Below are 22,527 nucleotides of genomic sequence, written 5' to 3'. Positions count from 1 at the left end.
ACTACAAGACCGGGCAAGACGGAATCCAAGATCGTCAATGCTAAATGTCGGGTGGCTGCAAGTATATTGAGTAATCCGCCGCCGACCAACATACTCATAATGATCACGAAAACGTGAAACAGCAGTTAATATTTCGTAAAATAACGCAGCACAGTCTTTACAAAATTCAATAGTATCGCCGCCTTTCATGTTGAGGGGGACTGAACGGACGACCTTCCCTTATAACGAATCCACGGTCACAAATCGGATGACAACAAGACCATGGGGCGTTACTTTCAAAAATAATATTCTAACAAAGTTCTGTAAGCCATTTCGATTCTGGTTCCGTTCTGTTAATATTCATCCTTAACCAATTCTTCTCTTCAGAATTTATGTAAGGTAAATAGTTCTTAAAATCCATTTCATCATGTTCCCTAGGGTTCTTCGATTTAAATAAAAGTTGCCATATAGGATTTACATAAGGTCGGTTAATAGAATCGTTCCTAATAAATTCAGAAACCGATAATCGAATCGTATCATTTCTTCTATATATCACCTCATCATCAATCTTATCTGTTAAAAGTATTTCTAAAAATTGTTCCCCTCTTCGTAAGTGCAAACAATATCTTGGAAACAATGCGTCTTTAACATCAATACAAGGGATCAGTTCATGTAATTCAGGAATAACTACTCGGATCTCCCAATCACTGAAATAATCTAATACTTGCTGTATATTCTCACGAAAAATACAAATATCCATATCCATATGTTCTCGTGTGATCTTCCCGATTCCCAAGTCAACTGCCCATCCACCAGCTATAAACCATGGATATTTAAAGTCTTTCATTTCATTCATGATAAAATCAATATCTACTGATTCAATGAATGTCATTTATGTATCCCCTTCTTTTTGGTTTTACATATTGCTGGTCTTTCAGATAACATCGGAATCCTGTCCTTCCTTGATAGAATTCAACCACGCACCCGTAAGGGGTGCGACAACACATCGGGCAGAGCAACCATCAACGGTACAATTTCAATCCACGCACCCGTAAGGGGTGCGACGCCCCGCAGCGCTGGAGCAATAACAACAACTATCATTTCAATCCACGCACCCGTAAGGGGTGCGACTTCTTCAACCTTGTTGACCACAATGGTTTCGTAATTTCAATCCACGCACCCGTAAGGGGTGCGACTTCTTCAACCTTGTTGACCACAATGGTTTCGTAATTTCAATCCACGCACCCGTAAGGGGTGCGACTTCTTCAACCTTGTTGACCACAATGGTTTCGTAATTTCAATCCACGCACCCGTAAGGGGTGCGACTAAATCCAAATGAAAGTCAACAACAAAACTGGAGAATTTCAATCCACGCACCCGTAAGGGGTGCGACATGCGCGAGGGCGTCAACGCAATAGAGATCCCGCAATTTCAATCCACGCACCCGTAAGGGGTGCGACTAGATAGCAATTTGACGGATAACATTCCTAGCTTTATTTCAATCCACGCACCCGTAAGGGGTGCGACATGGTGGATTACGACTTGATTCTGAGTGGTATGTAATTTCAATCCACGCACCCGTAAGGGGTGCGACATTTTGCTTCAGCAGCCACGATATTTGATCTAAAATTTCAATCCACGCACCCGTAAGGGGTGCGACTCGTGGATATAACGGTTAACGAGGATTTATTGTCATTTCAATCCACGCACCCGTAAGGGGTGCGACAACATTGATTGCAGTTCCGTTTACCGCATTGATATTTCAATCCACGCACCCGTAAGGGGTGCGACTTTCATCATCATTCCTTGGAGATGTCGAGAGATCGTAATTTCAATCCACGCACCCGTAAGGGGTGCGACTTTACATTATCGATACGTGTGCCGCGGGTATGAGTCATTTCAATCCACGCACCCGTAAGGGGTGCGACCATATGAGTGGCATTCAACCCAAAATGCAGTTTTATTTCAATCCACGCACCCGTAAGGGGTGCGACGCCCCGTATGGGTTATCAAAAGAGCCGGATATCGCAATTTCAATCCACGCACCCGTAAGGGGTGCGACGGCCATAAACTCCTCAGACATTTTTGTAGTTCCATTTCAATCCACGCACCCGTAAGGGGTGCGACGCTAAGGCACGGTTAAGCCACTGGGATCATCTTACATTTCAATCCACGCACCCGTATGGGGTGCGACGTTGTGAAACTTACTTCGTCCGGGGCGGTTTTGGTATTTCAATCCACGCACCCGTAAGGGGTGCGACTTATGTTTAGACGTAGCACCAAGATTACTATAGAATTTCAATCCACGCACCCGTAAGGGGTGCGACCGTCTAGCTGCGCCTCCATCGCGGGACTCACAGATTTCAATCCACGCACCCGTAAGGGGTGCGACGAATAGAGGCCGCCAATTTCCGCGTTGAGTGATTCATTTCAATCCACGCACCCGTAAGGGGTGCGACACCGGTCTCGACGTGCTTCAGGTACACGCTATTACCATTTCAATCCACGCACCCGTAAGGGGTGCGACTATCCAATACATTGAATTGTCGCATTATATGGATATTTCAATCCACGCACCCGTAAGGGGTGCGACTGCTCATCCACGATCAACGCGCTTTCAACCATTTATTTCAATCCACGCACCCGTAAGGGGTGCGACAGCTGGCATAGAGGCAGATAGTCCGGATCAATTGATTTCAATCCACGCACCCGTAAGGGGTGCGACCATTTCTTGGTCTGCTGATCCATGCCCCAATAATATTTCAATCCACGCACCCGTAAGGGGTGCGACGCCTGCCCAGTCATAGTGCCTCCAGCGCTGCAAATTTCAATCCACGCACCCGTAAGGGGTGCGACTTTGCACAGCTCCTTGTCCTGAACACGACCAGAAAGATTTCAATCCACGCACCCGTAAGGGGTGCGACTAGGTGAGTATGGTCTCCCTGGAGGGACATACTTTATTTCAATCCACGCACCCGTAAGGGGTGCGACACATGAAAACATCTAAAGGATCTACAGAAAAAAATTTCAATCCACGCACCCGTAAGGGGTGCGACTATAGTGAGAACACATGATTGCAGGTGGGTGAGATATTTCAATCCACGCACCCGTAAGGGGTGCGACTGTTTTACTTTTTATACATGTGATGCGCGCCAATATTTCAATCCACGCACCCGTAAGGGGTGCGACTCTGAGGGGATTCTTTTAAGTACGGTCAGCCGGATTTCAATCCACGCACCCGTAAGGGGTGCGACTTGCTCTATTATGGTTTATCTGATTGTTGGATATAATTTCAATCCACGCACCCGTAAGGGGTGCGACTGTTTCCTCCCTTCTAACTCGTAAACTGTACATAATTTCAATCCACGCACCCGTAAGGGGTGCGACGATAAAACGAAAAAATAGTCCATATGTTTTAATCTATTTCAATCCACGCACCCGTAAGGGGTGCGACGGGTAAATACAATCGGTTGCCACAATTTGCAAACAATTTCAATCCACGCACCCGTAAGGGGTGCGACTCGGAAGAAATAGCGGCGGTGGGATCGCAATTGATATTTCAATCCACGCACCCGTAAGGGGTGCGACGGATAAGAAGCTTGATCAGGTAATGCATCAAAAATTTCAATCCACGCACCCGTAAGGGGTGCGACTTGGCTTGGATGCCCAAGTCATAAGCTACAGGATCCAATTTCAATCCACGCACCCGTAAGGGGTGCGACTTTTTCCTTGATAGTACAAGACCTTCATATCCTCGATTTCAATCCACGCACCCGTAAGGGGTGCGACACCTGCGATCAAAGATGTTTTACCGTTCTTCTTTGATTTCAATCCACGCACCCGTAAGGGGTGCGACGATAACTCTAGCACCAACTTTTGTATCTCTAACATTTCAATCCACGCACCCGTAAGGGGTGCGACAAAGGAGTGATTTTATGCGTAATGGTACGTGTGTATTTCAATCCACGCACCCGTAAGGGGTGCGACCTCGATCCACGGATCATAGACCTGAATGGACGGGATTTCAATCCACGCACCCGTAAGGGGTGCGACGTGCGGTCGAAATTATACGTAATCAATATGTCGCCATATTTCAATCCACGCACCCGTAAGGGGTGCGACGACATGCGATGGACCCCATTTGACCACGTATGGATTTCAATCCACGCACCCGTAAGGGGTGCGACACATGTTCACATTTAGAGCACCAGAGGAATTCAATTTCAATCCACGCACCCGTAAGGGGTGCGACTGATGCCCTTGATTCGAAGCATAAACTAATCATATTTCAATCCACGCACCCGTAAGGGGTGCGACAATCGTAGGCGGCGATAACAAGTTCTACATTAATATTTCAATCCACGCACCCGTAAGGGGTGCGACACGGTTTGCGGCTGGATATTGGTGAGGAATGTTTTATTTCAATCCACGCACCCGTAAGGGGTGCGACGACCAAGTCGATGTGACTTTTGTTGCAAAAGGCTAAATTTCAATCCACGCACCCGTAAGGGGTGCGACTTAAGGCCTGTTGATTTGCAAGAGTGACGTTATCAATTTCAATCCACGCACCCGTAAGGGGTGCGACGACGTCGCCCAGCTTTATCAAGACGCAACCGGCATTTCAATCCACGCACCCGTAAGGGGTGCGACCATAATCCAGTGACTTTTTAAGTGACGAACCTAAGAATTTCAATCCACGCACCCGTAAGGGGTGCGACCATAAAAACGGTGGGGAATAACTTAGCTAAATTATTTCAATCCACGCACCCGTAAGGGGTGCGACGACCACAGCGTCTGGTATAGCGCAGCTGAATGAATTTCAATCCACGCACCCGTAAGGGGTGCGACAGAGTTATACCGAGGAAGTAGGTAAAACCTTCGGATTTCAATCCACGCACCCGTAAGGGGTGCGACTGGACAAGCTTCGTGAAGCCGATCCGCGTCTAGTATTTCAATCCACGCACCCGTAAGGGGTGCGACAAGACCATTGTCAATGCCATGCAGTTTTGCAAAGAATTTCAATCCACGCACCCGTAAGGGGTGCGACACCCTATCCCCATTCTTGTTTTTCATCAAATGGATTTCAATCCACGCACCCGTAAGGGGTGCGACATGTGTAGTGATGATTTCAGCACGGAGTATTGTAATTTCAATCCACGCACCCGTAAGGGGTGCGACGTCGTAGCTGCGTTGCTCGCACTAGGATTTGATATTTCAATCCACGCACCCGTAAGGGGTGCGACTCACAAAGACAGGACGTGACAAATGCAGTTGTAAATTTCAATCCACGCACCCGTAAGGGGTGCGACCACAAAGACAGGACGTGACAAATGCAGTTGTAAATTTCAATCCACGCACCCGTAAGGGGTGCGACGGATGCGGCCAACTTAACTACAGGATGGATTCAATTTCAATCCACGCACCCGTAAGGGGTGCGACGACTTATATCCATTAACGATACCGTACAGATCAATCAATTTCAATCCACGCACCCGTAAGGGGTGCGACATCGCTAAAGGTAGTATGCAGTTTTGAGGCAATGATTTCAATCCACGCACCCGTAAGGGGTGCGACTCTTGTATCGTGACGATTATTACGACAAAAAATCAATTTCAATCCACGCACCCGTAAGGGGTGCGACATCGGATCGGTTGCAATACTTTGAATTGTAGGAGAATTTCAATCCACGCACCCGTAAGGGGTGCGACAACGAGGAAGTTATTGCGGGCAATGCGGCACTAGCATTTCAATCCACGCACCCGTAAGGGGTGCGACGCACTCGTTCTCATAGGTTTCTCTGATTATATGGATTTCAATCCACGCACCCGTAAGGGGTGCGACTTCAGAAGGTTGCGGGTATGGTCCACAAAGAACAATTTCAATCCACGCACCCGTAAGGGGTGCGACATCGTTGGAATTTATGGTTACACAGTCGCCATAGGATTTCAATCCACGCACCCGTAAGGGGTGCGACGGTATACAGGATTTTCTCTCTTGTTCAAATAACCCTATTTCAATCCACGCACCCGTAAGGGGTGCGACAATGTCTCTAATATCGCCATGGAGGTTATCCAAATTTCAATCCACGCACCCGTAAGGGGTGCGACAATGTCTCTAATATCGCCATGGAGGTTATCCAAATTTCAATCCACGCACCCGTAAGGGGTGCGACAATGTCTCTAATATCGCCATGGAGGTTATCCAAATTTCAATCCACGCACCCGTAAGGGGTGCGACGTAAACGTCAATGCGGGGGCCGCTGGAGTGGGAGATTTCAATCCACGCACCCGTAAGGGGTGCGACCGAAGGAGGTCACAGCTAATGGGTGAGTTTATGATTTCAATCCACGCACCCGTAAGGGGTGCGACTTGGGTAATCATTAATTAATGAGGTGAGTGCATTATTTCAATCCACGCACCCGTAAGGGGTGCGACGTAATCTTGTTGACCAAAAAGGGTTGCTAAAAGTATTTCAATCCACGCACCCGTAAGGGGTGCGACAATATGCGTTGCCTGGCGAATAAGGTTTCCAGGAATATTTCAATCCACGCACCCGTAAGGGGTGCGACAACGACCGCTCAGACGACAGCTCCGGCTTCAAAATTTCAATCCACGCACCCGTAAGGGGTGCGACAAGTTTGAATATTTAGTGGGGAGGTTCAACCAATATTTCAATCCACGCACCCGTAAGGGGTGCGACCTCTTCCTTCTTTAACTTCTTTGGTATCAAGGGATTTCAATCCACGCACCCGTAAGGGGTGCGACGATTCCTGGCAATCAAACAGTTAACCTATCATGATTTCAATCCACGCACCCGTAAGGGGTGCGACGTAAATCGGGGATGGATGGGAGTACCGTCATAGGATTTCAATCCACGCACCCGTAAGGGGTGCGACGACATATCAAAAAGATATCAGCCAAGACCGGAGCATTTCAATCCACGCACCCGTAAGGGGTGCGACGTATCTTGAATACCATTGCAATAACAATGCAAATATTTCAATCCACGCACCCGTAAGGGGTGCGACGTTTTATAAAAAAATGATGATGAGAAAAGAGGAAATTTCAATCCACGCACCCGTAAGGGGTGCGACGCTTAATGCGATACCTTTTCAAATATTTCTCTGACTATTTCAATCCACGCACCCGTAAGGGGTGCGACGATCCGTATGAGCTTCATCTAAACAAACTATTGTTATTTCAATCCACGCACCCGTAAGGGGTGCGACTCATAAGCAACAATTTGTATATCAGACTTACTTATTTCAATCCACGCACCCGTAAGGGGTGCGACTTAATGCGATACCTTTTCAAATATTTCTCTGACTATTTCAATCCACGCACCCGTAAGGGGTGCGACAATCTTTTGAGACTCTTATTGCAAAAGGGATTGAATTTCAATCCACGCACCCGTAAGGGGTGCGACAAAAATTTGGAAATGAAACTAAAATAATCAATAATTTCAATCCACGCACCCGTAAGGGGTGCGACTTCGTTAACCATCCAACAAATTAAATAGCTAATATTTCAATCCACGCACCCGTAAGGGGTGCGACTAGCCGCGAAACATTTTGTGCAAGTGAACGGAGTATTTCAATCCACGCACCCGTAAGGGGTGCGACAACTAAATCCCGAACCAGATGGAGTAATATCTACCTATTTCAATCCACGCACCCGTAAGGGGTGTGACACCGTCAAAAGAGTTGCTAGAAACTTATATCGAGATTTCAATCCACGCACCCGTAAGGGGTGTGACAGCGATTTTTGATTGCAAAATGACTAAAACTCAATAAATACAATCAAAAACACGCATAAATCAACAAAATCCCAAAGTAATATGCGTAAAATCACATCAAACTCAACTCGATTACTCATTTTTCTGGTGCGAATGTCCCCACAAAACCATGTGAGCTACAAGTTCGCACCGCACGTTCGCACTACAAAATCAAAGGACCTTCTAAATCAATCGACTCTTTCACTCCAATATGTTCTACCTTACTCTTATAATTATTGCCCAATTGATAGAACCTAAGGCTGTCCTGCTCTTGATCAATAATATCGAGGAGCTTCAACTTTAATACAGCAAATTGTGTAGCGTCCACAATGCATTCAAACACTGAATTTTGAACACGTTGGCCATAATTTTGGCATGTTTTTGAAACTTGACGCAGTCTTCTTTGCCCTTCACTGCTAACTGTGCTTACATCATACGTAATTAAAACCAGCAGCTCAATTCACCTACTTCCACATGAATGGTGGATATTCATCCAGATCACTGCGTAAATAACGGGCAAGCAGCAAGGCCTGCGCATGCGGTACCAAACCCCATGAAATCTTCTCACCTAGATAGGGATGTGTAATTTTCTCTTGCTTCTTATTTTGCCATGCGGTTAGAAACTTCTTTCTCCCCTCATCTTTCATGATGACAGCACCGTTTTCTTTTTTCAAAAAATCATCTTTATTCACAATCTTCATATTGATTAGCGACAACACAAATCTGTCTGCGTAAACACCTCGCAGCTCTTCCATCATATCGAGTGCCAAAGACACACGGCCCGGACGATCACGATGCAAAAATCCAACATAAGCATCCAAACCAACGCCTTCCAGTGCAGATGCCACGTCATTGGCTAAAAGTGAATAGGCAAACGAAAGCATCGCATTTACGTTATCCAATGGGGGCCTACGGGATCTTGAATGAAAATAGAAATCTCCCTTTTGCTGCAAGATCATGGAGTCAACTAGTTTATTGTAGTTAACAGCCGCTTGACCTTCCAGTCCTCTTAGTCTTTCTAAATCTTCGCACTCTCTTACGTCTAAAATTATTGCAGATAGCTGCTGTGATATAGCTTTGAACTGATTAACATCGATGCGCAATGGGTAATCTCGGGTCATTCTCTCAATGATCCATTTGTGATTGTAAATCTTGCCGACAATAAAATTTCGAGCTATCTTCGCCGACTGGGCTACATCTTCCGATACCATATATTGTTTCTTTCTCAGAACAACATTGCCCTTGCTTTCCCCTATGACTCTGGCAAGAAATCTGCCGTTCATAGTGAAAAACACGATCGAGATATTCCGCTCCGCGCAATAACCCATCAATGCTGGACTCGCACCCGTATATCCAAAGGAAATGATAGATTCCAAGTTGTGCAAAGGAAATCTGCCTAGCTTCTCCTCCTCTTTAAGAAGAACAATGTTATCACCATCTAACGACATATAGACATCGGGCTGTGTAATAAATAGCGTATTGAGCAGCTTTTTCATTCCTTGATTTTCCCTTCAACATAACTTTTAACCGACCGCTTATTCATCAGATCCGGCAAACAAATATTTTGAAGAGAACAGCTTCGGCAAAAAGATCCCGTTTTTACTTTAGGCGTATGCCGACGGTTATAATAGTCTTGCATTTCTGCGACAATCAGCTTCACTTTATTTTTAATAGCCGCCGTTAACTTCACTTCGACTCTATGTTTAATCTCGTTGTAAAACATATAGCCTGTATGTATTTCGCACAGCAGCATTTCCTCCAGGCAGATCGCTTGTGCAGTTAATTGTAAAATATCTTCATCGTTCAATTTCGGCTTTCCGCGTTTATACTCAACTGGATAGGCGATATATTTCCCTTCAGAGCCATTAATTTCAACTCCGCTATCGTTTCTAATAAACTCTACCACGTCACAAATACCCGCTACTTTAAGGCTCTCCGATTTCACAGGCATTGCGCGAACGATAAGCTTATCTCCTCGCTTCTCTCTCGTAAACGGCTGATCGGCATTCCGATGGAGATACTCCCCTTCAATGGTTTTGACGTTTTCTTCCCACTGCTGTTCAATATGAATGAATGCCCATTGCCGTTTACAAAATTGAAAATGCTGTATGCCCGACAGCATTAGATAACTATCCTCATCTTTATTGTCCATCAAGGATTTCAACTCTCAAACCTTCCAATGGCTGAATAGCAAACCGGTAGTCTCCTAACGTCTTTGGTTCTTCAACAAGTCTTTCAACTGTTAATGACCGATGTACCTTAGCGGAAGAATATTGGCCCAGCTTGGAATTATGCTCCCACCAATACACCATGTGAACTTCCAAGCTGCCTTCAGGTCGAGCGGACGAGGCATCGTTTTCGAACAAGGAAACGAGCGCTTTTTTGAGTTTCTCGGCATCTTCATTCGTAAATCCTGTTTTTTCAGCAAGTTGCGTATTCACGCTGCCATAAAAGACATAGACGCCTGAATCCACGCGATGCTTCATGCCCATCGTATCCGAACCTCTAGCCGTACCCGGTTCGGAATTGACACTTTTCGTAATTTGCATGCTGGTTATATCGATAGGGTCGACACTAGTTGCGGTATGAATTGACACTGGCCCCCTTACACCGACAGAAACCCCGCCCTTGTCTCCTTTGAAAGCAAACACTTGGCCAAAACTTCGGACATCAAGCCATTCCCGGCAAGCGATGCTGGCGAATTCATCACTTGAGCCCGTTTTAGACTTCAAAATCTTCTCCAGCTCTGCATTCGCATCCGCGCGCTCTCTTAAGCTACCATATGAATCCGATTTACGATCGTTGGATTGAACAAAGATAGATTCGCCCATATCCTGCAGACGGTTTCTGATCTTCCGTTTAAGCGCAACATCCGAAATCTCGCCATAGCCATCGTAGTTTTGACGCGGTCGATTGCCATTCAAGGGATCCCCATTCGGGTTAGCCTTGGTCACGGATAAAACAACAGCAAAATCGATTTTATGATCTAAAGTGGTCATGTCCATCTCTCCTTAATTCGATGCTTCTACTGCATCGGTAGTTTCTTTTTTCTGGTAAAGCTCATGCCGTTGACTATAAAATCCAAGTAAATACAACTCTGATAATGACTCATTATTAAACTGATCGATCGAAATTCGTGAAGCTACTTCATCGATGATCTTTGATAAGTAAAATCCTTTCTTGCCAAGCTTGGCTTGATAAGGCAGTAAGCAATCCTGAATCGTTTTCCAGGTTCTTGCCGGATGTCTGGAAAAAGAATTCATATAGCGAATGGCGTTGGTTTCGCGATCGTCTCCACCTAGAGCACGTCTTTCTAACACATCAGCTACAGCTAATAAGCGCCCGAATAAATAATCGCGGTCATCATTGTCTTCATGTAATGACACGTTGAACCCCTCCTGTTTACTGTTAATTAAGGCACATGTAATACTTAACGTCTTCTCCCACTCCCATTTCTCCATCGAAACAGGGTTTGATGCGCGATGATATGCGCTGGATACAATATCCACCGAAATCCCTCTGCCATCGATGATACAAGGCAACATCCGCTCCCTCAGCCCTTTAATGATCTTGTCGCTTGCTCTGGGCCCGTATGCAGCAAAAGCAATATCTTTCATGGCTGGTGCTCCATAAAACTGCACAAAATCACCACTGTCATTCTTGCGATACCGGTGCAACCACACACAGGTTGAATGCCATTTAGCAAGTTTGTCCAAGTAAAGCTCTTTGTCCATATTCCGATAGTACAGCACCGCCATACGCCCTGTCGTTGCCGAATCCAGAATCAAAATATTTACCTTGGCATCAGACTTCAAGTGATTTCTATACCCCTCCAAAGCCTTGGCAACTTCACCTGCGAACTCTTCATTCGTAAAAGACATTCTCTCTTTAACTGCAACCGGCACAGGATCGATTGAGTAAAAATCATCCATAAGTTCCGGTATATCCAGCTCATCATTTCCCCACACAAGGAAAACCTGCTGATCAATTATTTTCCCTTGGCGATTAATGAGCCACTTCAGGGCGTTATGTGCTTTTTGGGAAACCTCATAGCTGATGCTAGCTGCTTCGTGGCTATGTTGAAAACGTCCTCGAAACGTAAAGCCGCTCGTATCATTAGCCGAAATTAATTTGGCTTTGTCTGCCGCATTTCTAATTTTATTAGCATGCTTGTCCGTGGCTGGAAGCGTCCTCCCCGTTACAAAGCAAAGGTCCTCTTCGCCTAACTGACTGCTGTAAAATCGGATGAAGGAATCATACATTTCTTGATCCTTCCATACTTTCGTCAATATTCTGCTAGGCGAGTAGACGTTGAACCGGACAAATGCACTCGTTTGCTCACCTGCAATGACTCCAAATATGGGCGGTCTGGCACCATGCAGATTTTCCGCATTTTTATCCCACTTGTCGATGAGCCGATTGTTGGCATCAACGTGTAAAATCTTGTGTTCCACTAAATCTTGAATAAGCCTGCCCTTGCTCAAATAGCGATAGATGCTCTTTACCTTGTCTACGGCATAAGGAGAATAAGCCCAATCTTCCAGCTGTTTGATATAATAGGGAAAGGGCTCTTCCTTTTTGATTTCGCCTCCATAGGCAGCATAATCTCCCGCTACATAACTTAATTTGTCGTGCAGCGGATATGGAGCAATCTTGGAGCCTGCGCGGCTTGCAGAATCTTCGGTACAAGAAATCAAAGTGCTCGCATCACTCTTGTCAATCACCGTTGCTGAATGAAATTCTCCATCCTCGGTGATCTGTACTTCGATGTGTGCATTTTGAGTCGTATGAGAAACAGGCAGCAACGTGTACTCTTGTTCGTTATGTTTTTTTTCAATTTTCCCAACGAGATCTATATTCGCTTCATAGGTTTCGTACAAATTCAATAACCAACTCATGGATTCCCCCCCTCTTCCAATTGTGCGAACAGTTCATCAGCTGATGTGACATTTGTATCATCGAAATGCTTCTTATCCATGTCCGTAATCGTACGAATCTGCGTACATTGTCCAGGTCTAATGAATTGGATAATGCCGTCCTTCATAACCGGATTCCATAGACGCACTTCCAATTGATTCCTGCCCGTCTCATCCGGGTAATTCAGGCCATGAACCATGTTACCCAGATGAATATCTCCATAGCCGTCATAAAAGCCGTCCCCTTCGCCAAAAACACAAGGTTCTACATAAGCTTGGCATTCCCTAGCACCGAGAAATATGTCTCTCCGACCACCGACCTGAAGCGAGCGCTTAAGGATATTATGATGCTTGTGCTCATTACGGTCATAGGCCAAGTCAGGACGATTCATGTTGAACTCAAAATGTGCGCGTACCTGGTATTGAACATCTCTCAGATATGTATAGTTGGCAAGTGTGTTTCCTCCGCCATAATCCATTGGACGAATCCCTTTGGATTCCATACGGATGGGTTTCATAATACGCACTTCATCGATGAAAAAAATTAGAGTCGGTTTCCAGTATATGGATTCGACAATTCCTTTCAAGGCCTGAAACGACGGCACTTGATAGGAAAGCTTTTCCCCGCCAAGTTTCGTCAAAGGATCCGTGAACAGTGCATATTCACCATAGACGACAAAGTCAATTGAATTCCTCATTAGACTCACCTCCTTAACACTTTGATATTACCGATAATTCGATGTTATCCTAATTTTTTCCAAATGTACATTGTAAATTATACGAAAAATATTAGAGCCTATCCACATGCAGATAGGCTTCTAATGCGTTCTCAAATAAAACTCAAATCAACATGGCTTTCATTCTCCAGATCGAGGCCATACTCACTACTGTAGGCTGTTTCCTTCAATGCTAAAATTTTTCCATTAAGCAAACTTACAACTCCGTCGTTCTGAGACAGTTGATCCAGTTCATAACTAAACAGATTAATCGTATATTGCTGAGCTTTACGCAACAGCCGTGAAAGATCCTCAATCGTCTCATTGCTGTTCAATCTCACAATTATGTCTTTGCCTTCATCCCCAAAAGGAACCAGCACAGAAGTTGTTTGGTTATCAATCACATGAAAGTTTTCTGCCGCCGTTCGATAACTATTAATAATAAATAACGGCAAATTTTCCTTCTTATTATGATAATAGGCCAAAAAATACGAGTTGTGTTTCCTGTCAGACGCCAGTAACTCTGTCATGTCCTTCTTTAATTTCGGTACCGTATAATTCAACCTCGTACTAAATTCCGTATAAAATTCCTTGAAATACCTGTCCATCGCCTGAACAGATAAAATATTGCCGCCGTAATGGTTCTCATCACGCTTGAGATCAATGAGAATCCTTTGGGACAACTGTTTCCCAACTTTTATCTCCTGCAGATGGCCCAAGCTCTCCTCTGCATGATCAATAACATAAACCTGCTGAATTTGCTGCTCACCATGCCGGTTGCATCTGCCCGCGGCCTGCGCAATAGAATCCAACCCCGCCAAGGAACGAATCACACAATCAAAGCTTACATCTACTCCGGCTTCAATTAGTTGGGTGCTGACGCAAATGACTTTCTCCTTATTCTTCAGGAGCTCCCGCACTTGCCCCAATATTTGGTTGCGGTGTGCGGCGCACATCGATGTGCTTAAGTGGTAAATGGGGACATCGCTTCCCTCCATTTGACGGTACAACCTCTTTACAACCGTTTTCGTATTCAGAATAACAAGTACACTCTGAACTTCATCCATTTTTTCCTCAATAAAATCAGCAAGCTTGTCATTGTTAAACACCTCATCCGAAGCTTTATCCACGATTTCAACCCGTTTAAATGCTTCAATGACGTGATCCAGCTTATGAATGATTTCAGCATCCACGTTCATTTCTAGCTTATGCTCGACAAAATCCAGCGCTGGCTGGGTTGCGGTACAAAGGATGAGACTACATTGACCATACGTTTTCAAAAAATTCAGTGCATGGTTAAATAACGATACACATGTAACAGGAACCTTCTGTACCTCATCAAAAATAATGACCGATTCACTAAGATTATGAAGCCTTCGAATGCTCCTGCTGCTTTTGGCATAAAACACGTTCAAAAACTGCACCATCGTTGTAAAGATAATGGGCAAGTCCCAGTTATCCTTGGCCAGCTTTAGCTTTTGCTTCACATTGATGAGGCCATCCTCGTTCTCGTCGTCATCATTCCAATCATCAATAACATTGGAATGGTGTTCCAAAATATGTTCGTCATCCATAAGAATTTTGCACACTTCTTCAGCGTTTTGCTCAATAATCGTGGTGTAGGGAACGACATAAATAATGCGTTTCTTGCGGTACAGACTGGCATGCTTCAGCGCATATCTTAAACTTGCCAATGTCTTGCCGCCCCCCGTTGGAATCGATAACGTATAGATCCCTGATGGCCTCTCAGCAAACTGTGCGCACTGACTTGACATTTCTCCCCTTAGTGCGTTTATCGGCGTTTTTGCATGATCTTGAACTTGGTAGGCATTGATCTTCGCCATCAATTTTTCATAATAAGTATCGAATAGCTCCTTGCGGCTCTGTCCCGCTTCAATGCACTTATTTTCTTCAAATAACCTGGTATTCGTTCGATCGGCATCGATTAAAGCACTGAAAATAAATTTGGTCAGGAACATCAGTTTGTTTTCACTATTCAGCACAGAGGGTTTCATTAAATATGCTTCCAACTCAACTACTGCATGCGAAACATACTGCTGAAGCTCCGTCTCGCTGATCACATTGTCAAAAAAGCACTGCACGGACCTGTCAAACTCATTTAATTGTTTATCGCGAACACGATTCAGGTAGGCGGACTCCAAATCAGGAGTTAGGAAATCATGTAAGTAGGAGTGATGTGAGATGATCGCGTTTCCAACGACTTCGGCCAATATCCAATTAAATTTGGAATGAGACCCTGCATGAAACAGCCGGTATAATAACTTTCCACCAGCAGTCGAATGGTCAACACTGCCTCGTTTCGGCGGAGAATCTGGATTTCTCACAGCTTCAATGATGTAATCTCTAAATTCATGGGTGTACTTGCCCATATCATGCAGCATGCCTGCAAGACCGGCAATATGCTTGACGCCAATCTTCCCCCCAAATAATTCAGCCAAACTCCTTACTCCGAGCAAATGCTCCTCGACACTCTGAATCTGTTCGTCACTTTCACGAATATGGGCGATGTAAGTCATTTTATTCCTCCTTTTGTTCCCCTAAAAGCATAATTCGTCAGCCGCTCCAATTTCCCTTTTATTGTAAATAATATTCCTCTCATTCTGAAGTGGAAAAGACCCGCTGCTACGAGCTGCGGGCCTAAAGTTTTCTATGTTCTATTTTAAAGGAGTCACCCCTGTCGGCGCTTTATGATCCTTTCAATCTGAGCTGTTAGTTCGGTTGAAACAATTCTTTCCATGAAATCTCAATACTGCGCACACCCTCCTGAACTGTTTTCTTTCCAAGCAACATAGCATGAACATTGGGTGTGAAGTCGCGATATAACTTGGAACTCTCTGGAATCAGCGGTTGGTTTCTTGCAACGTCGAGCTGACGTTTGAATCCTCGGAATAGGAAGTCGGAAGCCAGGTCCGGATCCTCATAAGCCGCCGTTTGCGTAGGGAGCGTATTGAATTTACGGCTTTGCTGCACCTGCGTCTTCGCGCTCGTCAGGTAACGGATCAATTCATAACTTTCTTGCGGATGATGGCTGTATTTGTTGATAACAAAGCTGTGTCCGCCGAGGGGAGATCCCTGCCCTTTTGGACCTTTGGGGATAGGCGCAATTCCCAAGTTATCAGGTTCTATGAACGCGTTACCTTGCAAAATGTCATGAATCGCCCAGGGGCCATTAACCGACATAGCGAGCTTACCGTCTTGAAAATCTTTCACCATCTTGTTGTACCAATTCTCGAAATCCGGATAAGGCTGCGTTACGCCCTCCTCCCTCAGCATTCGCATAAAGGCGAAGGCCTGTTGTGACTCTGCAGAGGCAATTACAATTTTCCTGTCGTCTGTCACCGTCCCGCCACCGAACGCCCACAAATACGGAAGAGCAAAGTAGGAATCTTCGGTCAAAAAGAGACCGTACCTGCCCTCTCCAGTGAGGGCTTTTGCTATATGGTAGAGCTCGTCCATCGTTTCCGGCGGATGGGAGAACCCCGCTTCTTTCAGCAGCTGTTTGTTGTAGAGTAACGCCGGCACTTCCGTAACCGAAGGATAGCCATATACGTGCCCTTGATAGGTCACAGCATGTAATGGAGCCTGCATAAAGCCTGACAAATCCGCCTTAGCAGCTATCGTGTCTAACGGATACACGATATCCAGAGTCGCATAATCGGGTATCCATGAATTATCTGCCCGAAACACGTCAACAACCCTGTCACCAAGAATAGATGTTTTATACTCGTTTGTAGCGAATGGGAACTTGTGCTGCGACACTGCGACCTGAATGTTTGGATGATCGTTTTGGAAGTCATTGATGACTTGCTGGAAGAACGCTGTTTCCTCCTCGGAAGTTGTCGTCCAGAGCACCAGCTTCACCTTAGGGGCGACTGTTCCCGCATTCGAGCAGGCATTAAGTAGCAGGAGCATTGTCAACATGATACCGGCAAGCAACTTTTTCATGTTCGTCCACCTTCTAAAACTCCAGAAACGGTACCGGATACTGAATCATAAACGCAAATTCGGTTTCTGCCTCTTTCTTTGGATTCGTACAAAGCTTCGTCAGCTTGGGCCAGCAATGTCTTTGGAAGAGTGTCCGTTGTTGCGATCACGGTGGAGATTCCGATACTCAAAGTAACGAAGTCTCCGATTTCTGAGCCTTTATGGCGAATCTTCTTGTCACTAAGGGCCTTCTGAATACGTTCCGCCACTTGGATCGCTGCCGCTGTCGTTTGTTCAGGCAGTAGAACAGCGAATTCCTCTCCTCCATATCGGGCTACCAAATCTAAGGAGCCCCTGACATGCTCCTCAAGAATGCCTGTAACCTGAATCAGACAGCTGTCACCTGCTTGATGACCGTAGGCATCATTGTATCTTTTGAAGTAATCAATATCGAATAAGATCAGGGAGAGCGGTTTTGTGGAAATCACATGGCGATTCCATTCGCGTTCAAGCGTTTCGTCATAACACCTGCGATTTGCAATCCCCGTCAATCCGTCGCGTGAAGACAGCTGTTGAAGAGCCTGGTTCGAATTGAGCAAATTGCGAAGTGAATACGTCATAGAGTTAAACGCATTTGCCAGATCTGTCAGCTCATCCTTACCTTTAAAGTACAACGCCTTAACCTGCCAATTTCCTCTGGCTACGGTCTGCGTTGATGTTCTCAGCAACTCGATTCGTCGGAGCAAATAGTTCGAGAGCAGAACGGCTATGAGGATAGACAACAGAATAGCAGTAGATACCATGATCAGGTTGACTGACCCGATCGTTTCACTGCTGCTTTCGATTTCATTCTGGTAGGTTTCAATACGGGATTTTTCGTTTTCATAGAAACCATGGAGCGAGAAAGCAATGGGATCGAAGCTGTCTTTCGTAAACCTCTCCTGTGCAGCGTTAACAGCGCCCTCCTTTTTAAGTGCAATGATTTTCTGGCTGATTTTCACATAGGTTGTCCACTTCGCCTTGAAATCCTCTATTTGGCCCAGACTTGTCGGATCTGTCGTCAAAGCAGAAAGTCGGACGATTTCCTCATTCACATACTGCACCGTGGCATCGAATTCTGACTTGAAATCGTTCTCAATATAAAGCGGTGCAAGCAAGTAATGGGCACCGTTGTCATTTGCTGTTCGCGCGAACAAATTAAGCCGCTGTATAACCTCCATACGGTTGCTGGATAGCAGAATATCGCTGGTCAAACGGCTGATTCGCTGTGACAAGAATGTAGAGATGGTCGCCGTAGTAACAAAAAGCACGATGATCGCTAGAAAGCTAATATATAGTTTTTTCCGGAGTGTAAAAATCAATCTACTCCCCCTCCGATCTCGATAAATTCGTCCTGCAAATAGAATAGAACTATTCGTCTACAAAAGGGTTCGACCTTTGTTTTCCAAATACCTTCACAAAAGATGTTATGTTTAGAAGTTCTGGAGCCTACTGCATATGCTCATGAAGTTTATTGAAATATTTAGAATAATAAAAGCCTGCTCCTGACAAATTGTCAAGAACAGGCTATAATGCCCCGGGTCACTAGGAAGAGCCAGCTTAGAAACTGCATATCGACCGTACAGCTAGCTTCCCATCGTGTTCATCTGCATCCATAAAACTTTGGGAATGTGTGTCCGCGACGTCTGCTACTTTTCGTTATCTCTGATCATGAAGAAGGAGCGGTTCGTCTCAGGGGCCGAAAGTACGTTTGAAGGGCCTATAAGTTTCAAAGAAAATGACTCTGGCAACTCTTTGGCTGTATCGTCTAACAATTGGATTTGAATGGTTTTCACCGTTTCACCATCTGCAAAGGTGAGTTTGCCTGACGCAGCAACGTAGTCGTTGCCTGCTTTCGCCGTGTCGTCTTCCGTCGTGTAGTCCACGGTCAAGGAACCTGTGCTACCTCCGACGCGGTACACATTGGCCGTCACCGTACCCGAACCTTCATCGACCCATTGAAGCAATGAATTAAAATCAAACTTCACAGTAGACGATGGCGATTGGTTAAAATCAACTTCAATGAACTCTGATAAGTTATTGCCTGTGCTCACGCCATACCATTTTCGGTTCGATTCGTTGTAAGTGATCTTATAGAAGCCTTTGTCAGGACCCTTGTAAGCTATTGTCCTTCCATTCATGCTTGGATTGGTATACTGAATCTTATTTGATTCCGGTAAGCTAAAGACTACTTCACCGTTTTTATTGAGTTTGATTTCCGATTCATGCTCGAAGTTAGAATCGTCATTATTTTTAGGGATGGGAATCGTAATTCCATCAGGAGTTATGAGGTAATATGTATCACTAGTAGTGTCATATCCATAAATTTGTTCATAAACAATCCAATTATTATTTTGCTGATAGTTTCGGTAATAAGTGAGTGTTGATTCATCTACATTTTCCAGGGATTTCAATTCTTGAGTTTCGTAAGTATATGTCATTAGGGAAATCTTATATCCATGTGAATTATTACAACAAACGGTACTTCCACTCAATATGCGCTCTCCATTTGTCACTGGAATGTTTTCTACTCCCATATTATATAACGTTTTGTAAACACCGTTGAAGTAGGTTTTAATTGTCCCACTGCCATAGAATTGATCCACATATACCAGATGGCCGTCTTCGGAGATATCCGAATATTCCCCTGTATCGATGTAGCTAAGTGTATCGTTCGTTAGATCGTAGGTCCAGATTTCGTCATCCATCACATAATGGTTGCCGGGGATATAGTGATATCTGTCGAGAAGAAGGAATTTGCCGACTTTCTTCACAATAGGACGATAGCCGTTTGCAAGCAACTTGACGCGTGGGGTCCCGCTTGTATACCATTGATAGACATCATCAAACATCATGTATACGGCCCCGCGTTCAGTCAAATAAGCAGGCTCCTTAATAGATCCCGTAACAATAAGGGTGTCAAGTTTCGTTGTAAGATTTCTAACATATAGCTGTTGGGAATTACTCTTATAATAGAGAATTCTATTACTGTCATAATCCAGGATTTTCCCAGGCACCGTTTCTACAACTCTATAATCCTGTTGGCTTGCTCCCTTCACAGAGGCCGCCAGATTTAAGAACAGGATAAGGCATAACCCCAACATGACAAACCAGCGACTTCGTTGAACGGCTAACATCATTCATACATTCCTCCTAATTAATGTAATTTGATGTAAAAATTTGGGTGATTTCTAATTTTATTATACTATCTATTTGGGAAAGCGGATATACGAAAAATAAAACAGTGAATTCAAATTTTCCCCACGCATAAAATCACCAGAAATCGAAAAATATATAACAGTTGTAACGAACAAATACACTTATCTTGGAGGTTCAGAATTGGCACAACAAATTGATCCAAACCAGTTGAAAAAAGCAGAAGCGGCAACAACACTTGCTAAAAGTCTTATCAGTCAAGCAATTGAACAATCGGCAGCTAATCCTACGCTTTGTGAAGAAGCACTAAAGCAAGCATCAACTGAAATAGCACAAGCACAAACAATGATTAGTCAAGTTCAATCGACACTACAAGCTTCTTCTCAACAATCGGTGTGAAATAAGTCGCTAAATAAGACTAATAAAGACTGAAGGAACGAGGTACGTTCCTTCAGTCTTTATTTTTAGCCATATAAACAGTACCTTTTTCTTAGCTGTATTATGAAACGTTCGTTGGACGACTAGCTTTAACATGTTTAAGCTGGGCAACGATGATGACGCTAATGATTACCAGAAGGAACCACGAGCTAATCTTGCCGAAACTAACAAGTTGCCAGGTTTGGTGCTGGTCCGGGTATTTCCAGGCACCAAAAAATGTAGCAATATTTTCAGCTAACCAGATGAAAAAACCTACAATGATAAAAGCGAGCGTTAAGGGCATTCGATAAGTTACAGTCCTCACCCGATATATGATCCATGTTTTCCTGAAAAAAATAAATACTAGCGCCGTCAGCCACCAACGGAAATCGGGAATCAAATGATGTGTGAAAAAGTTGAAATAGATAGCCCCGCCTAGCAGCACCGAAGGCGTTAGCCCAGGCCAGCCGGTCATGTCCATCCGCATTCTCCTCCATATTTGACACATATAACTTGCTACACTTGCATACATAAATCCGCTATAGAGCGGGACACCGAGCATCTTCGTATACCCAGGGTCAGGGTATGACCATGATCCCATCCAAACCTTATATAACTCCAGCACCAAACCAATCATGTGAAATATACAGATTACTTTGATTTCATCAAGTGTCTCTAATCCGCTGCGGTACATGAGGTATTGCACTCCAAGCAATATAACTAGAATAGCATCGTAACGATGAATGAAAGGAACTTCTATTACGCTAGAGAGAGCTAACGTTCCAAAGATAGCAACAGGAAATATGCAACTCATCGCCTGATGATAGCCAAAATGCAAAAGTTGTATGATAGGTCTCAATGATGTTTATCTCCTCCCCGTGCCCTTTTTAATTGCACGATTCATCTTTACTAAATAATAATGGTTTAATGGTTTGGTAAAAAGAGAAAATAGCTTGTTTAAACTTTCTTATTTTCAGTTCATATCAAGTTATGAAAGATGAATAATCTTCTAAATAAATCCAATAATGAAGAAGGAGAATCAACAAAAAAATCTAATATAAGACTTAAGGAAGTCAAACCAAACCTTAGGAGGAAATCATGGGCAGATTAGTTCATTTCGAAATTCATGTCGATGACATGGAGCGTGCTAAGAAGTTTTATGGGGAAGTATTTGGATGGGCATTTGAGGATTGGAGCAATTATGCGGGAATGCCCTATTTCGGGGCTGTGACGGGCGATGCAAATGAACCTGGAATTAACGGCGCTTTGATGCAACGTCAAGGGGCTCCCTCAGAACCAGGCCAGGCTTTGAATGGCTATGCATGTACAATGGGTGTGGAAGACTACGATTCAACGGAATCAAAAATCCTTAATCATGGCGGCAAACTTGCATTGCCAAAGTATGCTTTGCCTGGAATGGCCTGGCAAGGGTACTATATGGACACGGAAGGTAATATTTTTGGTATTCACCAGCCCGATAAGAACGCAAAATAGAATGATTTCGATAAACGCCTTGGCAAAAGTATTTGATACTAATCAAATGCTTTTTTTCATTTTTAAGGAGGATCATAGAATGATGAAAAGGG

At 44.4% G+C, this 22,527-nt stretch carries 14 protein-coding genes and 1 CRISPR repeat array; of the genes, 2 read left to right on the top strand and 12 right to left on the bottom strand.

What is annotated here, in order from left to right; translation table 11 throughout:
• Positions 1 to 289 precede the first annotated feature (289 nt).
• From ABRS97_RS22005 to ABRS97_RS21955, 11 genes are all read right to left on the bottom strand, one after another.
• A complete protein-coding gene (locus ABRS97_RS22005; protein WP_367817565.1) occupies positions 290 to 871 on the bottom strand; it encodes a nucleotidyltransferase domain-containing protein in 582 nt (193 codons plus the stop codon).
• A gap of 76 nt (positions 872 to 947) precedes the next feature.
• Positions 948 to 7,734: a CRISPR direct-repeat array (repeat unit 32 nt; unit sequence ATTTCAATCCACGCACCCGTAAGGGGTGCGAC).
• A 181-nt stretch (positions 7,735 to 7,915) separates the two neighbouring features.
• Entirely contained in the window at positions 7,916 to 8,206 is a 291-nt protein-coding gene (cas2, locus tag ABRS97_RS22000) for a CRISPR-associated endonuclease Cas2 (RefSeq protein ID WP_367817632.1), read from the bottom strand.
• A 10-nt stretch (positions 8,207 to 8,216) separates the two neighbouring features.
• Positions 8,217 to 9,248 (bottom strand): type I-C CRISPR-associated endonuclease Cas1c, encoded by a 1,032-nt coding sequence (gene cas1c, locus ABRS97_RS21995; RefSeq protein WP_367817563.1) that lies wholly within the window; start codon positions 9,246 to 9,248, stop codon positions 8,217 to 8,219.
• The gene (gene cas4, locus ABRS97_RS21990; RefSeq protein ID WP_367817630.1) at positions 9,245 to 9,904 is read right to left on the bottom strand and encodes a CRISPR-associated protein Cas4; all 660 of its coding nucleotides are present in this window, start codon (positions 9,902 to 9,904) and stop codon (positions 9,245 to 9,247) included. Before cas4 ends, cas1c begins: the two co-directional genes overlap by 4 nt.
• On the bottom strand, positions 9,894 to 10,751 hold the full coding sequence (gene cas7c / locus ABRS97_RS21985) for a type I-C CRISPR-associated protein Cas7/Csd2 (RefSeq protein WP_367817561.1): 858 nt from the start codon (positions 10,749 to 10,751) through the stop codon (positions 9,894 to 9,896). Before cas7c ends, cas4 begins: the two co-directional genes overlap by 11 nt.
• Positions 10,752 to 10,763: 12 nt before the next feature.
• The gene (gene cas8c / locus ABRS97_RS21980; RefSeq protein ID WP_367817559.1) at positions 10,764 to 12,650 is read right to left on the bottom strand and encodes a type I-C CRISPR-associated protein Cas8c/Csd1; all 1,887 of its coding nucleotides are present in this window, start codon (positions 12,648 to 12,650) and stop codon (positions 10,764 to 10,766) included.
• Positions 12,647 to 13,366: a type I-C CRISPR-associated protein Cas5c gene (gene cas5c, locus ABRS97_RS21975; protein ID WP_367817557.1), complete on the bottom strand. Its 720-nt coding sequence runs from the start codon at positions 13,364 to 13,366 to the stop codon at positions 12,647 to 12,649. Before cas5c ends, cas8c begins: the two co-directional genes overlap by 4 nt.
• Positions 13,367 to 13,497: 131 nt before the next feature.
• Positions 13,498 to 15,921 (bottom strand): CRISPR-associated helicase Cas3', encoded by a 2,424-nt coding sequence (gene cas3 / locus ABRS97_RS21970; RefSeq protein WP_367817556.1) that lies wholly within the window; start codon positions 15,919 to 15,921, stop codon positions 13,498 to 13,500.
• A 193-nt stretch (positions 15,922 to 16,114) separates the two neighbouring features.
• Positions 16,115 to 17,350: an extracellular solute-binding protein gene (locus tag ABRS97_RS21965; RefSeq protein ID WP_367817554.1), complete on the bottom strand. Its 1,236-nt coding sequence runs from the start codon at positions 17,348 to 17,350 to the stop codon at positions 16,115 to 16,117.
• Entirely contained in the window at positions 17,347 to 18,690 is a 1,344-nt protein-coding gene (locus tag ABRS97_RS21960) for a diguanylate cyclase domain-containing protein (protein WP_367817552.1), read from the bottom strand. Before ABRS97_RS21960 ends, ABRS97_RS21965 begins: the two co-directional genes overlap by 4 nt.
• A 327-nt stretch (positions 18,691 to 19,017) precedes the next feature.
• On the bottom strand, positions 19,018 to 20,508 hold the full coding sequence (locus ABRS97_RS21955) for a Calx-beta domain-containing protein (protein ID WP_367817551.1): 1,491 nt from the start codon (positions 20,506 to 20,508) through the stop codon (positions 19,018 to 19,020).
• Between the two features lie 199 nt (positions 20,509 to 20,707).
• Here ABRS97_RS21955 and ABRS97_RS21950 point away from each other — a divergent pair, with 199 nt between their 5' ends.
• On the top strand, positions 20,708 to 20,923 hold the full coding sequence (locus ABRS97_RS21950) for a hypothetical protein (protein ID WP_367817549.1): 216 nt from the start codon (positions 20,708 to 20,710) through the stop codon (positions 20,921 to 20,923).
• 100 nt (positions 20,924 to 21,023) lie between these two features.
• Here ABRS97_RS21950 and ABRS97_RS21945 read toward each other — a convergent pair whose 3' ends face one another.
• The gene (locus ABRS97_RS21945) at positions 21,024 to 21,800 is read right to left on the bottom strand and encodes a DUF817 domain-containing protein (RefSeq protein WP_367817547.1); all 777 of its coding nucleotides are present in this window, start codon (positions 21,798 to 21,800) and stop codon (positions 21,024 to 21,026) included.
• 239 nt (positions 21,801 to 22,039) lie between these two features.
• On the opposite strand from ABRS97_RS21945, the gene ABRS97_RS21940 reads away from it, so the two are divergent.
• Positions 22,040 to 22,435, top strand: a complete 396-nt coding sequence (locus tag ABRS97_RS21940) for a VOC family protein (protein WP_367817546.1) — start codon at positions 22,040 to 22,042, stop codon at positions 22,433 to 22,435.
• Positions 22,436 to 22,527 lie beyond the last annotated feature (92 nt).

This window comes from Paenibacillus tabacirhizosphaerae (genome assembly GCF_040812395.1).
In the GTDB taxonomy this organism is placed as follows: domain Bacteria; phylum Bacillota; class Bacilli; order Paenibacillales; family NBRC-103111; genus Paenibacillus_E.
This window is presented reverse-complemented; position numbering and strand designations above follow the sequence as displayed.